This is a genomic window from Pseudomonas serbica (assembly GCF_028823535.1).
Taxonomy (GTDB): Bacteria; Pseudomonadota; Gammaproteobacteria; order Pseudomonadales; family Pseudomonadaceae; genus Aquipseudomonas; species Aquipseudomonas serbica.
This window is the reverse complement of record NZ_JAQIYM010000026.1, coordinates 14,483-35,329: the sequence shown is the minus strand read 5'-3', so window position 1 is coordinate 35,329 and position 20,847 is coordinate 14,483. Positions and strand designations below refer to the sequence as shown.

At 60.6% G+C, this 20,847-nt stretch carries 18 protein-coding genes and 1 riboswitch; of the genes, 3 read left to right on the top strand and 15 right to left on the bottom strand.

What is annotated here, in order from left to right:
* Positions 1–63: 63 nt before the first annotated feature.
* Complete coding sequence (gene ltaE / locus NQL71_RS28850) at positions 64–1,068, bottom strand: low-specificity L-threonine aldolase (RefSeq protein ID WP_274643731.1); 1,005 nt, start codon at positions 1,066–1,068, stop codon at positions 64–66.
* Between the two features lie 174 nt (positions 1,069–1,242).
* Positions 1,243–1,415, top strand: a riboswitch (FMN riboswitch).
* Between the two features lie 113 nt (positions 1,416–1,528).
* Here ltaE and NQL71_RS28845 point away from each other — a divergent pair.
* Positions 1,529–2,041, top strand: coding sequence for a 6,7-dimethyl-8-ribityllumazine synthase (locus NQL71_RS28845; RefSeq protein WP_274643730.1), 513 nt, complete (start codon positions 1,529–1,531; stop codon positions 2,039–2,041).
* Between the two features lie 110 nt (positions 2,042–2,151).
* On the opposite strand, the gene astE is transcribed toward NQL71_RS28845, so the two are convergent.
* The 14 genes from astE to acs form a co-directional block, all read right to left on the bottom strand.
* A complete protein-coding gene (gene astE / locus NQL71_RS28840) occupies positions 2,152–3,162 on the bottom strand; it encodes a succinylglutamate desuccinylase (RefSeq protein WP_046819618.1) in 1,011 nt (336 codons plus the stop codon).
* An 11-nt stretch (positions 3,163–3,173) separates the two neighbouring features.
* On the bottom strand, positions 3,174–3,464 hold the full coding sequence (locus NQL71_RS28835) for a hypothetical protein (protein WP_045057447.1): 291 nt from the start codon (positions 3,462–3,464) through the stop codon (positions 3,174–3,176).
* A gap of 25 nt (positions 3,465–3,489) precedes the next feature.
* On the bottom strand, positions 3,490–4,836 hold the full coding sequence (gene astB, locus NQL71_RS28830) for an N-succinylarginine dihydrolase (RefSeq protein ID WP_046819617.1): 1,347 nt from the start codon (positions 4,834–4,836) through the stop codon (positions 3,490–3,492).
* 139 nt (positions 4,837–4,975) lie between these two features.
* Positions 4,976–6,445: a succinylglutamate-semialdehyde dehydrogenase gene (gene astD / locus NQL71_RS28825; protein ID WP_162837846.1), complete on the bottom strand. Its 1,470-nt coding sequence runs from the start codon at positions 6,443–6,445 to the stop codon at positions 4,976–4,978.
* The gene (aruG, locus tag NQL71_RS28820; RefSeq protein WP_046819615.1) at positions 6,442–7,467 is read right to left on the bottom strand and encodes an arginine N-succinyltransferase; all 1,026 of its coding nucleotides are present in this window, start codon (positions 7,465–7,467) and stop codon (positions 6,442–6,444) included. The genes astD and aruG overlap by 4 nt, the downstream gene beginning before the upstream one ends.
* Positions 7,468–7,540: 73 nt before the next feature.
* Positions 7,541–8,560: an arginine/ornithine succinyltransferase subunit alpha gene (gene aruF, locus NQL71_RS28815; RefSeq protein ID WP_046819614.1), complete on the bottom strand. Its 1,020-nt coding sequence runs from the start codon at positions 8,558–8,560 to the stop codon at positions 7,541–7,543.
* Positions 8,561–8,742: 182 nt separating this feature from the next.
* Entirely contained in the window at positions 8,743–9,963 is a 1,221-nt protein-coding gene (locus tag NQL71_RS28810; protein WP_046819613.1) for an aspartate aminotransferase family protein, read from the bottom strand.
* A gap of 302 nt (positions 9,964–10,265) precedes the next feature.
* Positions 10,266–11,246, bottom strand: coding sequence for a transcriptional regulator ArgR (gene argR, locus NQL71_RS28805; protein WP_046819612.1), 981 nt, complete (start codon positions 11,244–11,246; stop codon positions 10,266–10,268).
* 241 nt (positions 11,247–11,487) lie between these two features.
* Positions 11,488–12,252, bottom strand: a complete 765-nt coding sequence (locus tag NQL71_RS28800; protein ID WP_046819611.1) for an ABC transporter ATP-binding protein — start codon at positions 12,250–12,252, stop codon at positions 11,488–11,490.
* 27 nt (positions 12,253–12,279) lie between these two features.
* Positions 12,280–13,392 (bottom strand): M14 family metallopeptidase, encoded by a 1,113-nt coding sequence (locus tag NQL71_RS28795; protein WP_046819610.1) that lies wholly within the window; start codon positions 13,390–13,392, stop codon positions 12,280–12,282.
* A 1-nt stretch (position 13,393) separates the two neighbouring features.
* The gene (locus NQL71_RS28790) at positions 13,394–14,092 is read right to left on the bottom strand and encodes an ABC transporter permease (protein WP_248687859.1); all 699 of its coding nucleotides are present in this window, start codon (positions 14,090–14,092) and stop codon (positions 13,394–13,396) included.
* Complete coding sequence (locus tag NQL71_RS28785; protein WP_047532379.1) at positions 14,089–14,778, bottom strand: ABC transporter permease; 690 nt, start codon at positions 14,776–14,778, stop codon at positions 14,089–14,091. Before NQL71_RS28785 ends, NQL71_RS28790 begins: the two co-directional genes overlap by 4 nt.
* Positions 14,779–14,861: 83 nt before the next feature.
* Positions 14,862–15,638, bottom strand: a complete 777-nt coding sequence (gene aotJ, locus NQL71_RS28780; protein WP_046819607.1) for an L-arginine-binding protein AotJ — start codon at positions 15,636–15,638, stop codon at positions 14,862–14,864.
* A gap of 691 nt (positions 15,639–16,329) precedes the next feature.
* Positions 16,330–18,285, bottom strand: a complete 1,956-nt coding sequence (acs, locus tag NQL71_RS28775) for an acetate--CoA ligase (RefSeq protein WP_046819606.1) — start codon at positions 18,283–18,285, stop codon at positions 16,330–16,332.
* Between the two features lie 477 nt (positions 18,286–18,762).
* Between acs and NQL71_RS28770 the strand changes: the two genes are divergently transcribed.
* Positions 18,763–19,026, top strand: a complete 264-nt coding sequence (locus NQL71_RS28770; RefSeq protein ID WP_046819605.1) for a DUF2790 domain-containing protein — start codon at positions 18,763–18,765, stop codon at positions 19,024–19,026.
* 540 nt (positions 19,027–19,566) lie between these two features.
* Positions 19,567–20,814 (top strand): ribonucleotide-diphosphate reductase subunit beta, encoded by a 1,248-nt coding sequence (locus NQL71_RS28765; protein WP_007978181.1) that lies wholly within the window; start codon positions 19,567–19,569, stop codon positions 20,812–20,814.
* Positions 20,815–20,847 lie beyond the last annotated feature (33 nt).

Sequence of the window (20,847 nt, the reverse complement as noted above, 5' to 3'; positions counted from 1 at the left end):
GCCCTGCGCGCGGGGTACAGCGTGTTTATACGATAGAAACGTTCAATTGGAGCGCTAACGCTATCACTTACGGGAAAAGTCGACGAATGTCGCGACGACCTGCTCGATTTGCCCGCGACTGACGTCCATGTGCGTGACCATGCGCAGACGAGCGGCAGCACTGAGCATGATCCCGCGCCCGGCGGCGAACGACTTGAGTGCTTCCGCCTTGTCGCCCATCGCGACGTAAACCATGTTGGTTTGCACCGGTTCGACCTCAAAACCTGCTTCACGCAGGCCTTCGGCGAGCAATTGGGCGTTGGCGTGATCGTCGGCCAGGCGCTGAACGTTATGTTCCAGCGCGTACAGGCCTGCGGCCGCGAGAATCCCGGCCTGGCGCATGCCGCCGCCGACCATCTTGCGCAGGCGCCGGGCCTTGCCAATCAACTCGACCGAGCCACACAGCACCGAACCCACCGGCGCGCCCAGCCCCTTGGACAGGCAGACCGAGACGGAATCGAAATGCCGGGTGATTTCCCGGGCATCGACGCCCAGCTTCACCGCCGCGTTGTACAGCCGCGCGCCGTCCAGGTGCAGTTGCAACCCGTGCTCACGGGTGAAGCTGCGCGCCCGGGCCAGGTATTCCAAGGGCAGGACCTTGCCCTGCATGGTGTTTTCCAGCGCCAGCAAACGGGTGCGAGCGAAATGGAAGTCGTCCGGCTTGATCGCCGCGGCGACCTGTAAAAGGTCCAGCGAGCCATCGGCCTGCACTTCCAGCGGCTGTGGCTGGATCGAACCGAGTACCGCCGCCCCGCCACCTTCGTACTTATAGGTGTGTGCCTGCTGGCCGACGATGTATTCGTCACCGCGCTCGCAATGGGCCATCAAAGCCAACAGGTTGCTCATGGTGCCCGTCGGGACAAACAGGGCGGCAGCAAAACCCAGCCGTTCTGCCAGCTCGGCTTCCAGTCGGTTGACCGTCGGATCTTCGCCATACACATCGTCACCGGTGGCCGCAGTAGCCATCGCCTCGAGCATGCCGGGGGTGGGTTGGGTGACGGTGTCGCTGCGAAGATCAATCACACTCATGACTCGGGCCTCGTAAACAGGGGAAATCGTTGTAAGGAAAGGATTACTGCGGTCAAGCCGCTGAATAATCAACCCTTATACAACGGAAAACTCGATAACAATCATCCGAAAGGTCCGATGCGCGCGTAGGAAATATGTGATAAAAACGCTTCGCTGCCAAACAATCTGGTAGCAAAACGTTCTCAGGGCGGGGTGCAACTCCCCACCGGCGGTAATTGCGTGCAACACGCATAGCCCGCGAGCGCTTGGTGACAGACACGGGGTTTTGCCGTGTGTGGCGACAAGGTCAGCAGACCCGGTGTGATTCCGGGGCCGACGGTCATAGTCCGGATGAAGAGAGAACGGGATTGGCGCACCTGGCACCTATACCAAAGCGCCGTCCGTGGGCACTTGTGCCTGCGTACCCTTAAATCCCATTCGATTCATAAGCCCTGTTTTTCACACAAACAGGAATCAGAACATGCAACCCACCGCAATCGACAGCAAAAGCAAACACCATCACGGCGAGCGCGTAGCGTTCATCCAGGCCTGCTGGCACAAGGACATTGTCGACCAGAGCCGAAAAGGTTTCGTCGCCGAAATGATTGCCCAGGGTTATCAGGAGTCCGACATCGACTTCTTCGAAGTCGGCGGCGCCTTTGAAATGCCCCTGCACGCCAAGTTGCTGGCCAAGACCGGCCGTTATGCCGGCATTGTCGCCGCTGCCCTGGTAGTGGACGGCGGCATCTACCGCCACGAGTTCGTTGCCCAGTCGGTGGTCAGCGGCCTGATGCAGGTTCAGCTGGAAACAGAAGTGCCGGTGTTCTCGGTGTCCCTGACCCCGCACCACTTCCATGCCGGCGAAGAACTGCATCATAAGTTCTTCTTTGATCACTTCGTGCACAAAGGCCAGGAAGCGGCGAAGACGTGTGCGGATACGCTGCACAAGATTCGTGCACTGCGTCGCACCGAGCCGCGTGCCATCGCGGTTTAACGCAGGACCTGTAGGAGCCTGGCTTGCCAGCGAAGACGGCGGCACATCCACATGAATGTGCCTGTTACACCGCTTTCGCCGGCAAGCCGGCTCCTACAAAGGGGGTAGTGTCAGGCGAGGTTTTCGTCGGTGGTCGGCACGATCAGGATGCCGGCCCGCAGACCATTCTTCACCTTGGGGTTCGGGAAGATGATCCGGGCGCCCTCCTCCTCGATGATCCAGCGGGTATTGGCGATGTCTTCCGCCAGCAGGTAACCCACTTCCAGCTCTGAAAAGTTCTCGATGTCCACTGGCAGGTTCAGGCGGAAGCTGTCGCTGTGCTTGATGATTTCCCGTGCCACGCTGAACAGCTGCAAACCGTCCAGTGCCTCTTCAGCCAACTCGGGCTCGGTGCCTTCGATGATCTGCTTGAGACGGGTTTCCAGGCGGGAGACGTTCACCCCGTCGTTCTGCCCGAACGGCCGCGCCTTGCCCAGTTCGAGGGTGAAGGCCTCGGCGCCGAGCTTGTCGTAGGTATAGGAACTGAAGACGATGGACGGCTTGTTCTGCAACAGCACCGCTTCCATGCCGGCGGCGCGCAGACGGGCCAGTTCCTGCCGCGAATGCTGGCGATCTTCCTTCCAGGGGTACAAGGCGAACTGTTCGATTTTCGAACCACGAATCGCCGTGTGCAGGTCGTAGTGCAGTCGCTGGCGATCCGGCAGGCTGAAGAAACTGGCCGCCAGGCGTTCCAGTTCACAGGCGCGCAGGGCTTCGCAGCCACTGCTTTGTTCGTGACGGCCGTTGAACAGCCGATTGACGTCCTGCTCGACAAAACGCTCGCCTTTGCGAATCGCGTCGGGGTTGCCGAACAGGAACAGAATACGGGCGCGCGGCTTCAGGTCGCCGCGGGCGATGTCGTGCAACAGGCGATCGAGCAACTCGATCGGCGCTGTTTCGTTGCCATGGATCCCCGCTGACAGCAGCAGGTCCAGGCCGTTGTCGCGCGCTTCAGGTGGCCGGACTTCCAGCGCACCTTCGCTCAACCAGCGCATGCGCACGCCTTCGACAGTCAGTTGAGTCTTCTCCGCCGGTTCGCGGCCGGCGAGGGTCAGTTCAAGCAGTTTGCCGAGGGCGAGCATAGGCGGTTTCCTTAATGGTCGTGATTGCAATCCGGGCCGTGAACGTGTTCCTCGTCGTCGCCCAGGTCAGCCGGTTCCATCTCCAGTTGCAGACTTACCAGATTAGTCGCCAATGGGCGCAACAGCAGGTTGGCGTATTCGGCGTCACCTTCTTCGACGTCCACGCCGATCAGCAACTGGCCACGGCCATCCTGCTGGATCCACAGCTCTTTGCCTTGCCACATGACCGCGACGCGGGTGCAGGACGTTTCCAGTTGCGTGCCGTCGGTGTCTTCAAGGATCAGCTGCAGGGTATCGCTCATGTCTTTACGCTCTCGTTTGAGACTTTCAATTGATCTGGAATGGATAAACCGCGCCCAGTTTAAGGATTTGCGTCAGTTCATCCAGTGCCGTCCGGCACTCAAGCAGCAATTGCGGGTCCGCCAGATCGTTTTCGGTCATGCGGTCGCGGTAGTGCTTCTCGACCCATTCGGTCAGAGTGCCGTACAACGGTGCCGTCATGATAACCCCTGGGTTGACCGCCGCCAGTTCGGTTTCGTTGAGTGCGACACGCAACCTCAGGCAAGCAGGGCCACCGCCATTCTGCATGCTCTGCTTGAGATCGAAGACTTTCACTTCGCGGATCAGGCCGCCGGAGCTGGTCAAACCCTGCAGGTATTGCCATACGCGCTCGTTGCCACGGCATTCTTCCGGCACGATCAACAGCATGGAGCCGTCAGGACGCGACAGCAGCTGGCTATTGAACAGGTAGGAGCGAACCGCGTCTTCGACGGTGACCGCGGAACGCGGAACGCACACCGACTGAAATTTCCCACCGACCTTGGCGAGTTTGCCCTGCAATTCGGCGAGCATCTTGTCGGTCTCGAGGAAAGCGTCCTCGTGATAGAACAGCACTTCGCCATTGCCCACGGCGATCACGTCATTGTGGAACACGCCCTGGTCGATCACCGACGGGTTTTGCTGGCCGTAGACCACGCCGTCATCGCTCAGGCCGTGCAGGCGAGCAACCGCCTGGGATGCTTCGAGGGTCTGGCGCGCCGGGTACTTCTGCGGAGCCGGGTAGCGGGTGTCGAAGGCACTGCGGCCGAACACAAAGAATTCGACGCCGGCTTCGCCGTACTCACGGCAGAAACGGGTGTGGTTGGCCGCGCCTTCGTCACCGAACTGCGCCACGGCCGGCAATGCGGCGTGGTGGGCGAAGTGCTTCTGGTCGGCGAACATGGCGCCCAGCACGCGGCTGGTGGTCGGATGCTCGATGCTGCGGTGATACTTGCAGTTGAGGTTCGCGGCGGTGAAGTGCACGCGGCCATCCGCGGTATCAGCACTGGGGCTGACGGTGGCGGCGTTGGCTACCCACATGCTCGATGCCGAGCAACTGGCGACGAGCAATGGCATGGCTTCCTTGGCGGCACGTTCGATCACTTGCGCGTCGGTGCCACTGAAACCCAGGCGGCGCAAGGCAGCCACGTCCGGGCGCTCCTGCGGGGCTAGAACGCCTTGCTGAAAGCCCATGTCCATCAACGCTTTCATTTTCGCCAGGCCTTGCAGCGCCGCTTCCTTCGGATTCGAAGACTGCTGGCTGTTGCTCTGGGACGCGACGTTGCCGTAGGACAGGCCGCCGTAGTTATGGGTCGGCCCCACTAGACCGTCAAAATTGACTTCATAGGATTTCATCGGCGAGGCTCCACGAGAATCTGTTGTTATAGACTTCAAGTAACAATTCAGTAAGACCGAGGCGTGGCCTTCGCGAGCAGGCTCGCTCCCACAGGGAAATGCGTTCCAATGTGGGAGCGGGCTTGCTCGCGAATGGGCATCACGCCATTTTCACGCCTGGCGTCAGGGCCGCTGGCAAAGTCAGGCTCGGTGTTTCCAGCGACGCCACCGGGTACGCGCAGTAATCCGCCGCGTAGTAGGCACTGGCGCGATGGTTACCCGAGGCACCGACGCCACCGAACGGTGCGCTGCTCGCGGCGCCGGTCAGTTGCTTGTTCCAGTTGACGATGCCGGCGCGGCTTTCCAACCAGAACTGCTGGTAGCGCGCTTCGGAATCCGACAGCAGGCCAGCGGCCAGGCCGTACTCGGTGTCGTTGGCTTCAGCGATCGCCGCCTCAAAATCAGCGTAGCGGATCACTTGCAGCAGCGGGCCGAACAGCTCTTCGTCCGGACGATCAGCGACCGCCGTGACGTCGAGAATGCCTGGGGTCAGCAAGGCGGCCTGGGCCTGGGGCTGGGTCATTTCCAGCAACGCCACCGCACCGTTGGCCAACAGATGCTCCTGGGCATCCATCAACGCTTTCGCCGCGCCGAGGGAAATCACCGAGCCCATGAAGGGGGCCGGTTGCTGATCGAACGCACCGACTTCAATCGATGCACTGACCGCCACCAGGCGCGCCAGCAATGTGTCGCCCCAGGCGCCTTGCGGCACCAGCAAGCGACGGGCACACGTGCAGCGCTGGCCGGCAGAGATGAATGCCGACTGGATGATGGTGTACACCGCGGCATCGAGATCGGCGACCTGATCCACCACCAGCGGGTTGTTACCGCCCATCTCCAGCGCCAGGATCTTGTCCGGGCGACCGGCAAATTGCTGGTGCAGGTGATTGCCCGTGCGGCTGGAACCGGTGAAGAACAGGCCGTCTATGCCCGGGTTCGCCGCCAGGGCGATACCGGTTTCGCGAGCGCCCTGCAGCAGGTTCAGCACGCCCGCTGGCAACCCGGCTTCGATCCAGCACTTGACCGTCAGCTCGGCAACTTTCGGCGTCAGTTCGCTCGGTTTGAACAGCACGCTGTTACCGGCCAGCAGTGCCGGCACGATATGCCCGTTGGGCAAGTGCCCCGGGAAATTGTAAGGGCCGAACACCGCTACCACGCCATGGGGCTTGTGGCGCAGCACCGCAGTGGCATCGCCCAGCGGGCCGCTTTTCTCGCCCGTGCGCTCGCGGTAGCTCTGTACCGAAATCGCAATCTTGTTGACCATGCTGGTGACTTCGGTGGCCGATTCCCACAGGGGCTTGCCGGTTTCCTCGCCGATGGCATGGGCCAGTTCGTCTGCATGACTTTTCAGGGCTGCGGCAAAGGCTTCCAGCACCGCGATACGCTCTTCCAGGGTGCGCCGGGCCCAGCCCGGGAACGCCTGGCGCGCAGCCTGCACGGCCGACTCGACCTGATCGGCGGTGGCACCGTTTCCGGACCACAGCACCTGCTGGCTCACCGGGTTCAGCGACTCGAAGACTTCGCCCTGACCGGCCAGCCATTCACCTGCAATGTATAGCGACTTCATTATTTCGACTCCCGAGCAGCGGACAACGCCACGGCGCGCACTTGATCGCCAGCGTTGAGTTGAAGACGTTTGGCGGTCAGCGGATCGACCACCAGCGTGCCGGCGGCAAGACGTGCCGGAGCGGCAGTGATGCGGCAGTCTTCGCGCTTGCGGTTATGAATGATGAACGGCGTGGCGTCGTCACCCGGCGTGCCGATGGCCAGCACCAGTGCCTGGCTATCACGCACGGCGCGGATCTTGCTGGTTTCGCATTCGATGGCCGGGCCGGCGTCGAAGATGTCGACGTAGCCCTGGTAACTGAAGCCTTCGCTCTTGAGCATCGACAACGCAGGCTCGGTGTCCGGGTGCACCTGGCCGATCACGTTGCGCGCATCCGGCGACAGGAAGCAGGTGTACAGCGGAAACTTCGGCATCAACTCGGCAATAAAGGCTTTGTTGCCTACGCCGGTCAGGTAGTCCGCCTGGCTGAATTCCATCTTGAAGAAGTGCCGTCCCAGGCTTTCCCAGAATGGCGACCGCCCGGCTTCGTCGGACACACCGCGCATCTCGGCAATGATCTTGTTGCCGAACAGTTGCGGGAATTCGGCGATGAACAGCATCCGCGCCTTGGACAGCATGCGACCGTTGAGGCCACTGCGGTAATCGGCGTGCAGGAACAACGAGCACAACTCGGAATTGCCGGTCAGGTCGTTGGCCAGGAAGAGGGTCGGGATTTCCCGATAGATGTTCAGCTCCTGCGAAGCGCTGACCGTCAGACCGACACGGAAGTTGTACCAGGGCTCACGCAGGCCGACGGCGCCGGCGATGGCGGAAATACCCACCACGCGGCCGTTGTCGTCTTCGAGCACGAACAGGTAATCCGCATCGCCCCGTCCGGCTTCGCCGCGAAAGGTCTTCTCGGCCCAGCCAACCCGGTGGGCCAGACGCTCTTCGTTGGCCGGCAAGGTGGTCAGGCCGGTGCCGGTGCTGCGGGCCAGGTCGATCAGAGCGGGTAAATCGCTGCTGCGTACGGGACGAACGATCATGCTATCTCCTCAAACGGGCCGCTTGCGCCACCCGTGAAACTCGCTGCTTTCTAAGCATTCTTTTAAGCAGGTGTTAAACCGCCACCAGGCGCACGCTGGCACCTTCACCGACGCCCAGGGCTTCGGCCGTTTCCAGGTCCAGGGTCACCGGCTTGCCCGGCGCGTAGTCAAGCTCGAGCATGACCGCGCGGTAGTCCTGCAACTGGGCATTGGCCACCAGGTACTGACGACCGACGCCTTTGACCGGCTCGCCGATCTTCACTGGCACCACGCGGCTCTGGGCGATCGAACGGATCCCCGAGACACGGGCATGCAAGGTCGGACCGCCGTCGAAGATGTCGATGTAGTGATCGGTTTCGAAGCCTTCGCGCATCAGGATGTCGAAGGTGATCTGTGCCCGAGGGTGCACCTGGCCCATGGCTTCCTGGGCGGAGTCCGGCAGCAGCGGCACGTAGATCGGGTAGTGCGGCATCAGTTCGGCGAGGAAGGTCCGGCTCTTCAGGCCACACAGGCGTTCGGCCTCGGCGTAGTTAAGGTCGAAGAAGTTGCGACCGATGGCATCCCAGAACGGCGAGTCGCCATTTTCATCGCTGTAACCGACGATCTCGGTCACCACCGAATCGGCGAAGCGTTCCGGGTGGCTGGCGACGAACAGCAAGCGGCCACGGGAATTGAGCTCGGCCCAAGGCGAGCCCACCAGCTCGCGCTGTACGTAGAAACTGGTCAGCAAGCTGTTGCCGGTCAGGTCGTGGCACTGCGAGAGCACGTGAATCTTGTTATGAATCTTCAGCTCGCGGGAGGCGTGCACAAAGGTTTCATTACGGAAACTGTAGAACGGCTCGGAATAACCCGCCGAGGCCACAATCGCCGAACAGCCCACCAACTTGCCGGTGGCCGTGTCTTCGAGCACGAAAAAATAACTCTCTTCACCGTTGAAGCTGACTTCGGCGGCGAACGAGGCTTCGCTCGCGGCAATCTTGTCGCTCAGGCGTTCAACGTCATCCGGCAAGGAAGTGACACCAATCGGGCTGTCCGCAGCCAGACGCTGTACCTCGCCCAGGTCAGCCATTTGCGCGGGGCGCATCACCAGCATGGTGTCACTCCTTAATCAAGAACAGGTCGACCCGATTGGTCGACGGAGAAAAAATACCTGGGCTGCCCTGCGACGTCCCTTGTAGGAGCTGGCTTGCCAGCGCCTACACAGGGGGGAGCGTCAGGACTGTCCGGCATAAAAATTGGGTTCGACGCCTGAAAAGCCAGGCGTCGAAGGGTCTATCAGGCTTGCGTCAGTTTTGCTGCAGCGCGTTCGAAACGGTCCAGGCCTTCGTCGATGTCCGCATCTTCCACCACCAGGCTTGGGGCGAAACGCACCACGTCCGGGCCGGCTTGCAGCACCATCAGGCCTTCACGCTCGGCGGCGTTGAAGATGTCCTTGGCCTTGCCTTTCCAGGCATCGCTCAGGACGCAACCGATCAACAGGCCCATGCCACGCACTTTAGTGAACAGGCCGTATTTCTCGCCGATCTGCTCCAGGCGCGCCTTGAACTTGTCGTGCTTGGCATTGACGCCGGCCAGCACTTCAGGGGTGTTGATCACGTCGATTACCGCTTCGGCGACCGCACATGCCAGCGGGTTGCCGCCGTAGGTGGTGCCGTGGGTGCCGACGACCAGGTGCTTGGCCAGGTCTTCGGTGGTCAGCATGGCCGCGATCGGGAAACCGCCGCCCAGGCTCTTGGCGCTGGTCAGGATGTCCGGGGTCACGCCGTAATGCTGGTAGGCGAACAGATGGCCGGTGCGGCCCATGCCGGTTTGCACTTCGTCGAAAATCAGCAGCGCGTTGTGCGCGGTGCAGAGTTCGCGGGCGCCTTGCAGGTATTCCAGTTCAGCCGGGATCACGCCGCTCTCACCCTGGATCGGCTCCAGGACCACCGCGCAGGTCTTGTCGGAAATGGCGGCTTTCAGCGCGGCCAGATCGTTGTACGGCACGTGGGTGATACCGGTGATCTTCGGACCGAAGCCGTCGGAGTACTTCGACTGGCCACCGACGTTCACGGTGAACAGGGTACGGCCGTGGAAGCTGTTGAGCGCGGCGATGATTTCGTACTTCTCGCTGCCGAAGCGGTCGAAACCGACGCGACGGGCCAGCTTGAAGGCTGCTTCGTTGGCTTCGGCGCCCGAGTTGCAGAAGAACGCACGCTCGGCAAAGGTGGCATCGACCAGTTTGTGGGCCAGGCGCAGGGCCGGCTCATTGGTGAACACGTTGGACACGTGCCACAGCTTGTTGGCCTGCTCGGTCAAGGCACCGACCAGCGCCGGATGTGCGTGGCCCAATACGTTGACGGCAATACCGCCGGCGAAGTCGATCAGCTCGCGACCGGACTGATCCCAGACGCGGGAACCGGCGCCACGCACGGGAATGAAGGCGGCAGGCGCGTAGTTGGGAACCATAACCTGATCGAAATCGGCGCGTTGTACCGCAGCGTGCTCAACGGACATCGGAGTCTCCTGAAGAGAAAACACTCGCCTGAAACTGGCGAGCTTGGTGAGGATTGTAAGGACAGTTTTCAGCCCGGCCTTGCCGCCAAGCGACAACTTCTTATAGCGCAAACCCCGGTTTTTCCCGGGTTTACGGCAATGCGACATATAGGGTCGCAAAGGCGCAGTTTAAACTGTCGCGAGCGCTTGTAGGAGCTGGCTTGCCAGCGAAGGCGGCCCAGCGCCATGCACCGCCCCTGAGGACGCCTTCGCCGGCAAGCCGGCTCCTACAGGGGATGACGCAGGATGAACGGGCGCTGGAGTTAGCCGCGCTCGGAGGGTACCGAGGACAATTCGAACGGGCTGCTGCTGCGCCGCTGGTTGCGATCTTCGCGCGGCGTGGCGCCGAAGAAATTGCGGTAGGCGCTGGAGAAATGCGGGCCGGAGGAGAAACCGCAGGACAGGCCGATCTGGATGATCGACTTGCTGGTCTGCATCAGCATCTGCCGGGCCTTGTTCAGGCGCAGTTCCAGGTAGTACTGGCTCGGCACGCGGTTGAGGTATTGCTTGAAGATCCGCTCCAGCTGCCGACGGGACACGCATACATGCTGGGCGATTTCGTCGGTGGTCAGCGGCTCTTCGATGTTGGCTTCCATCAGCAACACTGCCTGGGTGAGCTTGGGATGGCTGGAGCCGAGGCGGTTCTGCAACGGAATACGCTGGCGCTCGCCGCCCTCGCGAATCCGCTCGACCACCAGTTCTTCCGACACCGCGCCAGCCAGCTCGGCACCGTGATCGCGGGCCAGCACCGCCAGCAGCAGGTCGAGCACCGACATACCGCCACACGCGGTCAGGCGATCGCGGTCCCAATCGAACAGATGACTGGTGGCGATGACTTTCGGAAAGCGTTCGGCGAAATCATCCTGCCAGCGCCAGTGCACCGCGGCGCGGTAACCGTCGAGCAAACCCAGTTGCGCCAGCGGATAAACACCGGCCGACAAGCCGCCGATCACGCAGCCGGCACGCACCAGTTGCTTGAGCGCACTGCTCAGCGCCGGCGCGAGGCTGGTCGGCGGCTCGTCGGCGAGCAGGAACAGTTTCTGGAAGTTTTCCAGCTTGCCGGCCCAGGCTTCACCCGGCAATTGCCAGGCGCTTTCGGTCGCCGGTTCGGCTTGCAGGAAGGACAGTTCATAGACCACGTCCGGATGCACACGCTGGGCAACGCGCAAGGCCTCCTCAGCCAGCGCAAGCGTCAGTGCTTTAGTGCTGGGCCAAATCAGGAAACCAATTCGATGGGCAGTCATGGGCGAGCAATCCGAAGCGAAGAACAGTGATGAAGGCATGGGCCAATGCTAGCCCGTAAATGAACGCAAATCTCAAAGCCTACACAGATCAACTGTAGGAGCTGGCTTGCCAGCGATGGCGGTCCAGAGTCATGCATCCCCCTTGAGGACGCCTTCGCCGGCGAGCCGGCTCCTACAGGGATCGGAGCCAGCCTTCAGGTTGCGAAGCATGCACGATCCCGGTGCACAACGGCAGTCCTGATTATTTCAAGCTGCCGGACAGGAATTGCTGCAAGCGTTCGGACTGTGGATTGACCAGCACTTCACGCGGGTTGCCGCTTTCTTCGACCACACCTTTGTGCAGGAACACCAACTGGTTCGACACTTCACGGGCGAAGCCCATTTCGTGGGTCACCACGACCATGGTCCGGCCTTCCTGGGCCAGGGCCTGCATGACTTTGAGCACGTCGCCAACCAGTTCCGGATCCAGAGCCGAGGTCGGTTCGTCGAACAGCATCACTTCAGGTTCCATCGCCAGCGCACGGGCAATCGCCACGCGCTGCTGTTCGCCGCCGGACATGTGGCCCGGGTAGGCATCCTTGCGATGCGCCACGCCCACCTTGTTCAGGTAGTGCTCGGCTTTCTCGCGGGCCTCGGCCTTGGACACGCCCAGTACATGCACCGGCGCCTCCATGATGTTTTCCAGCGCGGTCATGTGCGACCACAGGTTGAAATGCTGGAACACCATCGACAGGCGCGAACGCATGCGTTGCAGTTGTTTCGGATCGGCGGCCTTCATGGCGCCGTCCTTGCCTGCCACCAGTTTCAGCTCTTCGTTGTTGAGCAGGATCCTGCCCGCGTGCGGCTGCTCCAACAGGTTGATGCAGCGCAGGAAGGTACTTTTGCCGGAGCCACTGGAGCCGATGATGCTGATCACATCGCCAGCCGCCGCTTTCAGGGACACGCCCTTGAGCACTTCGTGACTGCCATAGCGTTTATGCAGGTCTTGGACTTCAAGCTTGTACATGCGGTCGGTTCTCACAAAAACAGTCAGTCAGTCGTTGAGCAAGCGCCCGTGACGCAGCGCTTCGCGCCCCGCCACCTTGGCCAGCCAGAAACCGGGTTGGGCGTAACGCAGCCGCTCAATGGCAAACAGCACCCCGGACGTACCAGCACACACCGTGCTGACCCGATCCGCCAGCGGATCGATCACTTCGAAAATCTCGTCGCCCGCCTCAACCCATTCACCAGGTTTACGCAGGAAACTCACCACACCGGGGTGCGGCGCGAACAGCAATTCGGTGCCTTCGAACGGCAGGCCTTCGCACGCTGGCTGGGCAGGTTGCGGCCAGTCTCCGCTGATCAATCCCTGCTCGGCGAGGAACGCCAGGATGCCTTCGGCGTAAGCCTCAGTCTCAGGGCGACCGGTATCAGCCTGACCACCCAGTTCAAGGGTCGTCGCCAGGCACGCCAGCGGAATCTGCGCGTCCGGGAACTGACGCGACAAGCGCAACCACGGCAACGAACAGGCTTCGTCGAAGGAACTGCCGCCGGAGTCTTCCGCCAGCAAGCCAACTCGAACATTCAAGTGCGCAGCCAGCGAACGCCACTGTGGCCAATGTTGCGGCAAGGCATACATGTGCAGCGCCGCTTCGGCATCGCAATGCAGGTCCAGCACCACGTCGGCAGTGCAGGCATGGCTGAGCAGGATGCGCTGCATGCCCTGCAACTGGCTGCTGGCCGGTGGCAGCGCGGCCAGATGATCGCTCATGGCCTGGCGGATCAAGCGGATATTGGCGTGCGGGTCATCGCCCAGATGGCCATCGAGTCCTGCGGCCACCGGCGCGCTCAGCTCGACGAAATCGCGGTTGAAATTCTTACCGCTGCCGGCCTCGAAACGCCCTTGATGATTGCCCTGCAGCAACTGACCGAGGCCCAGTGGATTGGCCACCGGCACCAGTTCGATCACGCCGTTGAGCAAGCCTTGGGCTTCGAGCTCGGCCAGGCGCGTTTTCAGCGCCCAGGCGGTGCGCATGCCGGGCAATTCATCGGCGTGCAGGCTGGCCTGGATGTAGGCCTTGCGCTCACCGCTGCCGAAGCGGAACACCGAGATCTGGCGCTCGCTGCCCAGGTGGCTCCACGGCAAAACATGATCGATGCGTTCCATATCAGTGCTTCCGCGGGGCCAGGTAGCCCAGCCAGCGGCGCTCGGCCATCTTGAACAGCTTCACCAGGATGAAGGTCAGGCACAGGTAGAACACGCCGGCGGTGATGTAGGCCTCGAACGGCAGGTAGAACTGGGCGTTGACCGTGCGCGCGGCACCGGTGATATCGATCAGGGTCACGATGGACGCCAGACTGGTGGTCTGCAGCATCATGATCACTTCGTTGCTGTACTGCGGCAGTGCGCGGCGCAGGGCCGACGGCAGCAGGATGCGCTTGTACATCTTGAAGCGCGACATACCCATGGCCTTGGCCGCTTCGATCTCGCCGTTCGGCGTGGCGCGCAGGCTGCCGGCGATGATTTCGGCGGTGTAGGCGCTGGTGTTGATGGCAAACGCCAGGCAGGCACAGAAGGTTGCGCTGGACAGCCACGGCCACAGGAAGCTTTCGCGTACCGCTTCGAATTGCGCCAGCCCGTAGTAGATCAAAAACAGCTGCACCAGCATCGGCGTGCCGCGGATCACGTAGGTGAAGAGCCAGGCCGTCATGTTGACGGCTGCGTTCTTCGAGACGCGCATCAGGCCCAGCGGCAAGGCCGCCAGCAGACCGAAAAACAGCGACAGCGCGAGCAATTTGAGGGTGGTCACCAGGCCGCCGAAGTACAGCGGCAAGGCCTCCCAAATGACGTTGTAGTCGAAGATCATAGATCAGCCGCCCTTACGCCTACCGAGTAGCGCTTCTCAAGGTGACGCAATGCCAGCAACGAGACACTGGTGATCACCAGGTACATCGCCGCCACTGCGAGGAAGAAGGTGAAAGGCTCGCGGGTGGCATCTGCCGCCTGCTTAGCCTTGAACATCATGTCTTGCAGTCCCACCACCGAAATCAGCGCGGTGGCCTTGGTCAGCACCAGCCAGTTGTTGGTGAAACCCGGAATCGCCAGGCGAATCATCTGCGGCACCAACACCCGGAAGAACACCTGGAAACTGCTCATGCCGTAGGCCATGCCGGCTTCAGCCTGCCCCTTGGGAATCGCCATGAACGCGCCACGGAAGGTTTCCGACAGGTAGGCACCGAAGATGAAGCCCAGGGTGCCGATACCGGCGGCCAAGGGGTTCAGGTCAATGTATTCGTCGAAACCGAGCAGCGGCGCGACACGGTTAAGCAGGTCCTGACCACCGTAGAAAATCAGCAGGATCAGCACCAGGTCGGGAATCCCGCGGATTACCGTGGAGTACAGGTCGCCCAGCCAGGCCAGCCAGCGCACCGGCGACAGACGCAGCGCCACGCCGATCAGGCCCAGGACAATGGCCAGGGCCATGGACGACAAGGCGAGCTGAAGCGTCAGCCAAGCGCCATCGAGGATGACAGCCCCGTAGCCTTTCAACATGATTCAGGTCCTCGAAAGTTGGGATGAAAAAATGGCGCAAACCTCAGAAAAACCTGTTGCTTGCGCCATTTCGGACGTGTCTGTTACTTGCCGTAGATATCGAAGGCGAAGTACTTGTCCTGGATTTGCTTGTACTTGCCGTTCTCGCGGATGGCCGTGATCGCGGTGTTGATCTTGTCTTTCAGCGCGTCACCCTTGCGAACCGCGATACCCACGCCGTCGCCGAAGTATTTGACGTCGGTGAACGCCGGGCCAACGAAGGCGAAACCTTTACCGGCGTCGGTTTTCAGGAAACCGTCATTGAGCAGCGTAGCGTCTGCCACGGTGCCGTCGAGGCGGCCGGCGGCCACGTCGAGGTAAATCTCGTTCTGCGAACCGTATGGCTTGATCTCGGCACCCAGTGGCGCCAGGACTTCGCGGGCGAAACGCTCGTGGATCGAACCACGCTGCACGCCGATGTTCTTGCCCTTGAGCTCGGTCAGGCCTTCGCTGACCTGAGTGCCTTCCTTCATGACCAGGCGAGCTGGGGTGTTGTAGTACTTGTTGGTGAAGTCCACGGACTTCTTGCGGTCTTCAGTGATCGACATGGACGACAGGATTGCATCGATCTTGCGCACTTTCAGCGCCGGGATCAGGCCGTCGAACTCTTGCTCGACCCACACGCACTTGACCTTCATCTCTTCGCACAGGGCGTTACCGATGTCGTAGTCGAAACCCACGATGCTGCCGTCCGGCGCTTTGGAGGCGAACGGAGGGTAAGCCGCTTCGATACCGATCTTCAGGGGCTTTTCATCGGCGAAGGTTGGCAGGGACAGCACGCAGGACATTGCCAGGGCGCCAAGCAGCACGAGTTTCTTCATCTTGGGACTCCATCGGTAAAGGGCTAAAACGGCAGAGTGAGCGACAGCCCAATATGCGAATGAGTGAAACCGCAAAGCGTTGCTGCGTCCTGGGATGCGGGCGTTGAAATTCAACACAGGCAATGACGAGCGAGTGATCGGCATTCTAACGACAGGCCCGGAGCCGATATTTCTTCAATGCGACAACTAGTTACAGATGCACCAAGAAAGCCGTTCGAGCACATTGACAGCCCTGCAAAATCATGCGAGAGCAAAAGACGGTAAACCGATCTGTATTGCAAGTTGCGGGCCTATTATTGGCAAACCCTTCTAATCCGGCAAGCGCAGCGTGGATTCTTATTTTTTGAGGAGGCATCCAACAGGGCTTGGCGTTTCCCAACGCCCCGAATTGGCGCAGCGCGGTTACACATTCAGTAACCTGAAAGGTCGCAGGTAACAGTAGGAAACATCCTACAGGGGAAGCCGATAATTATTGGCTGTTGTTTATGCGGAGCCTGTTCTGGCTCCTTCGCGAGTAAGCCCGCTCCCACAGGTTTCCATGGTGTGACACAGATCGCGCCCCCCTCCATAGCCCCCTGTAGGAGCGGGCTTGCCCGCGAAGAGGCCAGCACTGCCAACACAAAACCCTCAGCCAACAAAAAGCCCCACCAGGCTCAACACCTGGCAGGGCTTCAATGACGCTGAACGCTACTTAAGCAACATTCATGGTCCGGTGCGTATCAATCAAATGCTGCACCACACCCGGGTCGGCCAGGGTGGAAATATCCCCCAGCCCATCGTACTCAGCCGTGGCAATCTTGCGCAGGATCCGGCGCATGATCTTGCCCGAACGAGTCTTCGGCAGCCCCGGCGCCCACTGGATCACATCCGGTGAAGCAATCGGGCCGATCTCCTTGCGCACCCAGTTTTTCAGCTCCAGGCGCAGCTGCTCGCTCGGCTCCTCACCATTTTTCAAGGTGACATAGACATAGATGCCTTGCCCCTTGATGTCGTGCGGCACACCAACCACCGCCGCTTCGGCGACTTTCGGGTGGGCGACCATCGCGCTTTCGATCTCGGCGGTGCCCATGCGGTGACCGGACACGTTGAGCACGTCGTCGACGCGACCGGTGATCCAGTAGTAACCATCGGCATCACGACGGGCGCCGTCACCGGTGAAGTACATGCCACGGAAGGTCTTGAAGTAGGTGTCGACGAAACGGTCGTGATCGCCGTACAGCGTACGCGCCTGGCCTGGCCACGAATCGAGAATCACCAGGTTACCCTCGGCCTCGCCTTCGATGATATTGCCCAGGTTGTCCACCAGTGCCGGCACTACGCCGAAGAACGGACGCGCCGCGGAACCCGGTTTCAGGCCATGAGCACCCGGCAGCGGGCTCATCAGGGTCGCGCCGGTTTCGGTCTGCCACCAGGTGTCGACGATCGGGCAACGGGATTGACCGACATTCTTGTAGTACCAGTCCCAGGCTTCCGGGTTGATCGGCTCACCCACCGAACCCAACAGGCGCAGGCTGCTGCCATCGGCACCTTCTACGGCGGCCGTACCCGCAGCCATCATGGCGCGAATGGCGGTCGGGGCGGTGTAGAGGATATTGACCTTGTGCTTGTCGACGATCTTCGCCACCCGGGTGATGTCCGGATAGTTCGGTACGCCTTCGAACAGCAGCGTGGTCGCGCCGTTGGCCAGCGGGCCATAGACGATGTAGGTGTGGCCGGTGACCCAGCCGACGTCGGCGGTGCACCAGTAGACTTCGCCCGGACGGTAGTCGAACACGCGCTCGTGGGTCATGGCCGCGTACAACAGGTAACCGCCGGTGGTGTGCTGCACGCCCTTGGGCTTACCGGTGGATCCGGAGGTGTAGAGGATGAACAGCGCTTCTTCGGCGCCCATCTCTTTAGGCGCGCAAACAGTGCCCGCCACTTTCATCAGGTCTTCGTACCAGATGTCCCGGTGCTGGTTCCACTTGATGTTGCCACCGGTACGCTGGCACACGATGACTTTCTGGATGCTGCTGGTTTCCGGGTTGGTCAGGGCGTCGTCGACGTTGGCCTTGAGCGGGATCTTCTTGCCGGCACGAATGCCTTCGTCGGCGGTGATTACCACTTTCGACTTGCAGTCGATGATGCGACCGGCCAGGGCCTCCGGCGAGAAACCGCCGAACACCACCGAGTGAATCGCGCCGATCCGGGTACAGGCCAGCATGGCGACCACGGCTTCGGGGATCATCGGCATATAGATAGTCACCACGTCGCCGCGGTGCACGTCCTGGCCACGCAGGGCGTTGGCGAACTTGCAGACCTGTTCGTGCAGTTCGCGGTAGGTGATGTTGCGGCTTTCGGCAGGGTCATCGCCCTCCCAGATGATCGCGACCTGATCGCCGCGCTCGGCCAGATGACGGTCCAGGCAGTTGTAGGAAACGTTGAGGGTGCCGTCGGCGAACCACTTGATGTCGACGTGGTGATCGTCGAAGGACGTCTGTTTCACCGTGGTGAAAGGCTTGATCCAGTCGAGGCGCTTGGCCTGTTCGCGCCAGAAGCCGTCCGGGTTGACGACCGACTGCTGGTACATGGCCTTGTAGGTCGCCTCGTCAGTCAGCGTGTTGGCCAGAACCTCGGGACGAACGGGATACAGGGAAGCCGCACTCATCTTTCTTACCTCGGTGGAATAGTTGTTTTTGTATGACCCTGTTGTAGCCCGGGCGGGGCCTATAGAACCATTCGACGATGGTAGTAACAAGCCCACACGAAATGTCCTGATACCCGCACGCATCCCACACACCCCCCTGTGGGAGCGAGCCTGCTCGCGAAAAACCCGAGAACACCAAGGGGCATCAGACACAGCGCGTTATTGTTAACGATCATCGTCGGAACGCCGCCCGGAGCAAGCTCGCTCCTACAGAGGGTGCCCGGGGATTGTTACAAAATCCGCCAAAGGTGTTTATCAAAACCACGCCTATATGAATGCCACCCCCACGCCTAAAATTCGCTCCGCCAACCCGGCAAACTGAGTTAACCAAGTTACAGCCCCCACGAAGGCAGTTAACCCAAACCCAAGTAGTCCGATCCACACGCAACCCCAAAAAGGTTGCGTGACCCCACTCGACTTGAAAAAGGTAAACACTAGATGAAAGCTTTATTGGTTCTGGCCCTCAGCAGTCTGTGCGCAACCGCCATGGCAGACGAGGCCCAGACTGATGTCGCGCAGCAACAACCAGCTATCGAGGATTACACTTATTCGATGGACCTGGACATCGCCAAAGTTATTTCCATGAGCGAAGTCCCCAATGTGTGTGAAGTTGTGCCGATGAAAATGGAATATGACGACTCCAAAGGCCAGCGCCATATCCTGCGCTACAGCGTCATGGGTAACGGCTGCTCCAGCGGCTGATCTGACTGCGCCGAATCCGGCCGCTTCAGCGCTTAGCTGGAGGTCGATTCCAGCCCGGCTCGCGCCGGGCTCAGTTGTGTCTTAACTGGTCAAAAATCGCCCACAAACACAAGATGTAGTAAAAAAGGCGCTTTTCTGCTTACTTTTTGAGCAAAACCGATTCCCCGCCATTTGCGCGAAAAAAAATCTTCACCCGCCAAAGCCCTGTAAACCCTCGCTCCGACCGAAAAACCCGCCCTTTCTACCGCTCCATGCGCGGATTCGCCCCACCACGACCGTGAAAATTTCCCTATAATGCGGCCTTAAACGGGCCTGCAATATCCCCTTACAGGGATGAAAAGCCAGTCTGAAGCCCCGCAACGGCATTCGATGCCGATTGCGCCCATCAGTGGCTCTCGGAACCCCGTACAAAATTTATGTTTATTGCCTGCGTGTACCGCTGCAAAAAACGCTATCCAACGCGGCCAGCACCGCCGTGTGAAAAACCAACCCATCATTTTCACACGGGCACACTGGCCCTCACGCAGGAGACGACACGTCATGCTGAGCTGGGACGAATTCGACAAAGAAGACACGGAAGTAGCAGTCAAGAGCGCCAACGCTGGCCACGCCACCGAAGCCAACATGGACCGTCTCGACAGCGCCGGCGGTGCCGCCGCCCTTGAAGCGCGCGCCGTGACCGCCGCTGACTCTGCCGCCGTTGCCCGCGCCAAAGCCGCCCTGGACTCGCTCGACGTCGCCGAAGGCCTCGCCGAACTCGAAGGCGCCTCCGCCCGTGTCGCTGTCGATGAAAAGCGCATGATCAACTGCCGTGCCGACCTCAACCAACTCGTACCTTTCAAGTACGACTGGGCCTGGCAGAAGTACCTGGACGGCTGCGCGAACCACTGGATGCCGCAAGAAGTCAACATGACCGCCGACATCGCCCTCTGGAAAAACCCGGAAGGCCTGACCGACGACGAGCGCCGCATCGTGATGCGCAACCTCGGCTTCTTCTCCACCGCCGACTCCCTGGTTGCCAACAACCTGGTGCTGGCCGTGTACCGCCTGATCACCAACCCGGAATGCCGCCAGTACATCCTGCGCCAGGCCTTTGAAGAGGCGATCCACACCCACGCCTACCAGTACTGCATCGAATCGCTGGCCATGGATGAAGGCGAGATCTTCAACATGTACCACGAGATCCCATCGGTCGCGAAAAAAGCCACTTGGGGCCTGAAGTACACCCGTTCGATCTCCGATCCAAAGTTCGAAACCGGCACCGTCGAAACCGACAAAGAGCTGCTGCGCAACCTGATCGCCTACTACTGCGTCCTGGAAGGCATCTTCTTCTACTGCGGCTTCACCCAGATCCTCTCCATGGGCCGCCGCAACAAAATGACCGGCGTCGCCGAGCAGTTCCAGTACATCCTGCGCGACGAATCCATGCACCTGAACTTCGGCATCGACGTGATCAACCAGATCAAAATCGAAAACCCACATTTGTGGGATGCTGAAATGAAGGAAGAAGCTTCGCAGATGATTCTGCAAGGTACTCAGCTTGAGATCGAATACGCTCGTGACACCATGCCTCGTGGCGTGCTGGGCATGAACGCAGCGATGATGGAGGACTACCTCAAGTTCATCGCTAACCGTCGCCTGTCGCAGATCGGTTTGAAGGAAGAGTACCCAGGGACTACGAACCCGTTCCCTTGGATGAGCGAGATCATGGACTTGAAGAAAGAGAAGAATTTCTTTGAGACTCGCGTAATCGAATACCAAACCGGTGGTGCGCTTAGCTGGGATTGATTCCTTGGCAAGCCACGATTCAGCGATTTGAAT

Coding starts and splice junctions, on each gene's coding strand:
- aruF (WP_046819614.1), bottom strand. CDS start 8,560: ATGCTGGTGATGCGCCCCGCGCAAATGGCTGACCTGGGCGAGGTACAG.
- NQL71_RS28835 (WP_045057447.1), bottom strand. CDS start 3,464: ATGAGCGATACCCTGCAGCTGATCCTTGAAGACACCGACGGCACGCAA.
- argR (WP_046819612.1), bottom strand. CDS start 11,246: ATGACTGCCCATCGAATTGGTTTCCTGATTTGGCCCAGCACTAAAGCA.
- NQL71_RS28795 (WP_046819610.1), bottom strand. CDS start 13,392: ATGGAACGCATCGATCATGTTTTGCCGTGGAGCCACCTGGGCAGCGAG.
- NQL71_RS28800 (WP_046819611.1), bottom strand. CDS start 12,252: ATGTACAAGCTTGAAGTCCAAGACCTGCATAAACGCTATGGCAGTCAC.
- NQL71_RS28785 (WP_047532379.1), bottom strand. CDS start 14,778: ATGTTGAAAGGCTACGGGGCTGTCATCCTCGATGGCGCTTGGCTGACG.
- astB (WP_046819617.1), bottom strand. CDS start 4,836: ATGAAATCCTATGAAGTCAATTTTGACGGTCTAGTGGGGCCGACCCAT.
- NQL71_RS28845 (WP_274643730.1), top strand. CDS start 1,529: ATGCAACCCACCGCAATCGACAGCAAAAGCAAACACCATCACGGCGAG.
- acs (WP_046819606.1), bottom strand. CDS start 18,285: ATGAGTGCGGCTTCCCTGTATCCCGTTCGTCCCGAGGTTCTGGCCAAC.
- astE (WP_046819618.1), bottom strand. CDS start 3,162: ATGCTCGCCCTCGGCAAACTGCTTGAACTGACCCTCGCCGGCCGCGAA.
- ltaE (WP_274643731.1), bottom strand. CDS start 1,068: ATGAGTGTGATTGATCTTCGCAGCGACACCGTCACCCAACCCACCCCC.
- NQL71_RS28770 (WP_046819605.1), top strand. CDS start 18,763: ATGAAAGCTTTATTGGTTCTGGCCCTCAGCAGTCTGTGCGCAACCGCC.
- NQL71_RS28765 (WP_007978181.1), top strand. CDS start 19,567: ATGCTGAGCTGGGACGAATTCGACAAAGAAGACACGGAAGTAGCAGTC.
- aotJ (WP_046819607.1), bottom strand. CDS start 15,638: ATGAAGAAACTCGTGCTGCTTGGCGCCCTGGCAATGTCCTGCGTGCTG.
- NQL71_RS28790 (WP_248687859.1), bottom strand. CDS start 14,092: ATGATCTTCGACTACAACGTCATTTGGGAGGCCTTGCCGCTGTACTTC.
- aruG (WP_046819615.1), bottom strand. CDS start 7,467: ATGATCGTTCGTCCCGTACGCAGCAGCGATTTACCCGCTCTGATCGAC.
- NQL71_RS28810 (WP_046819613.1), bottom strand. CDS start 9,963: ATGTCCGTTGAGCACGCTGCGGTACAACGCGCCGATTTCGATCAGGTT.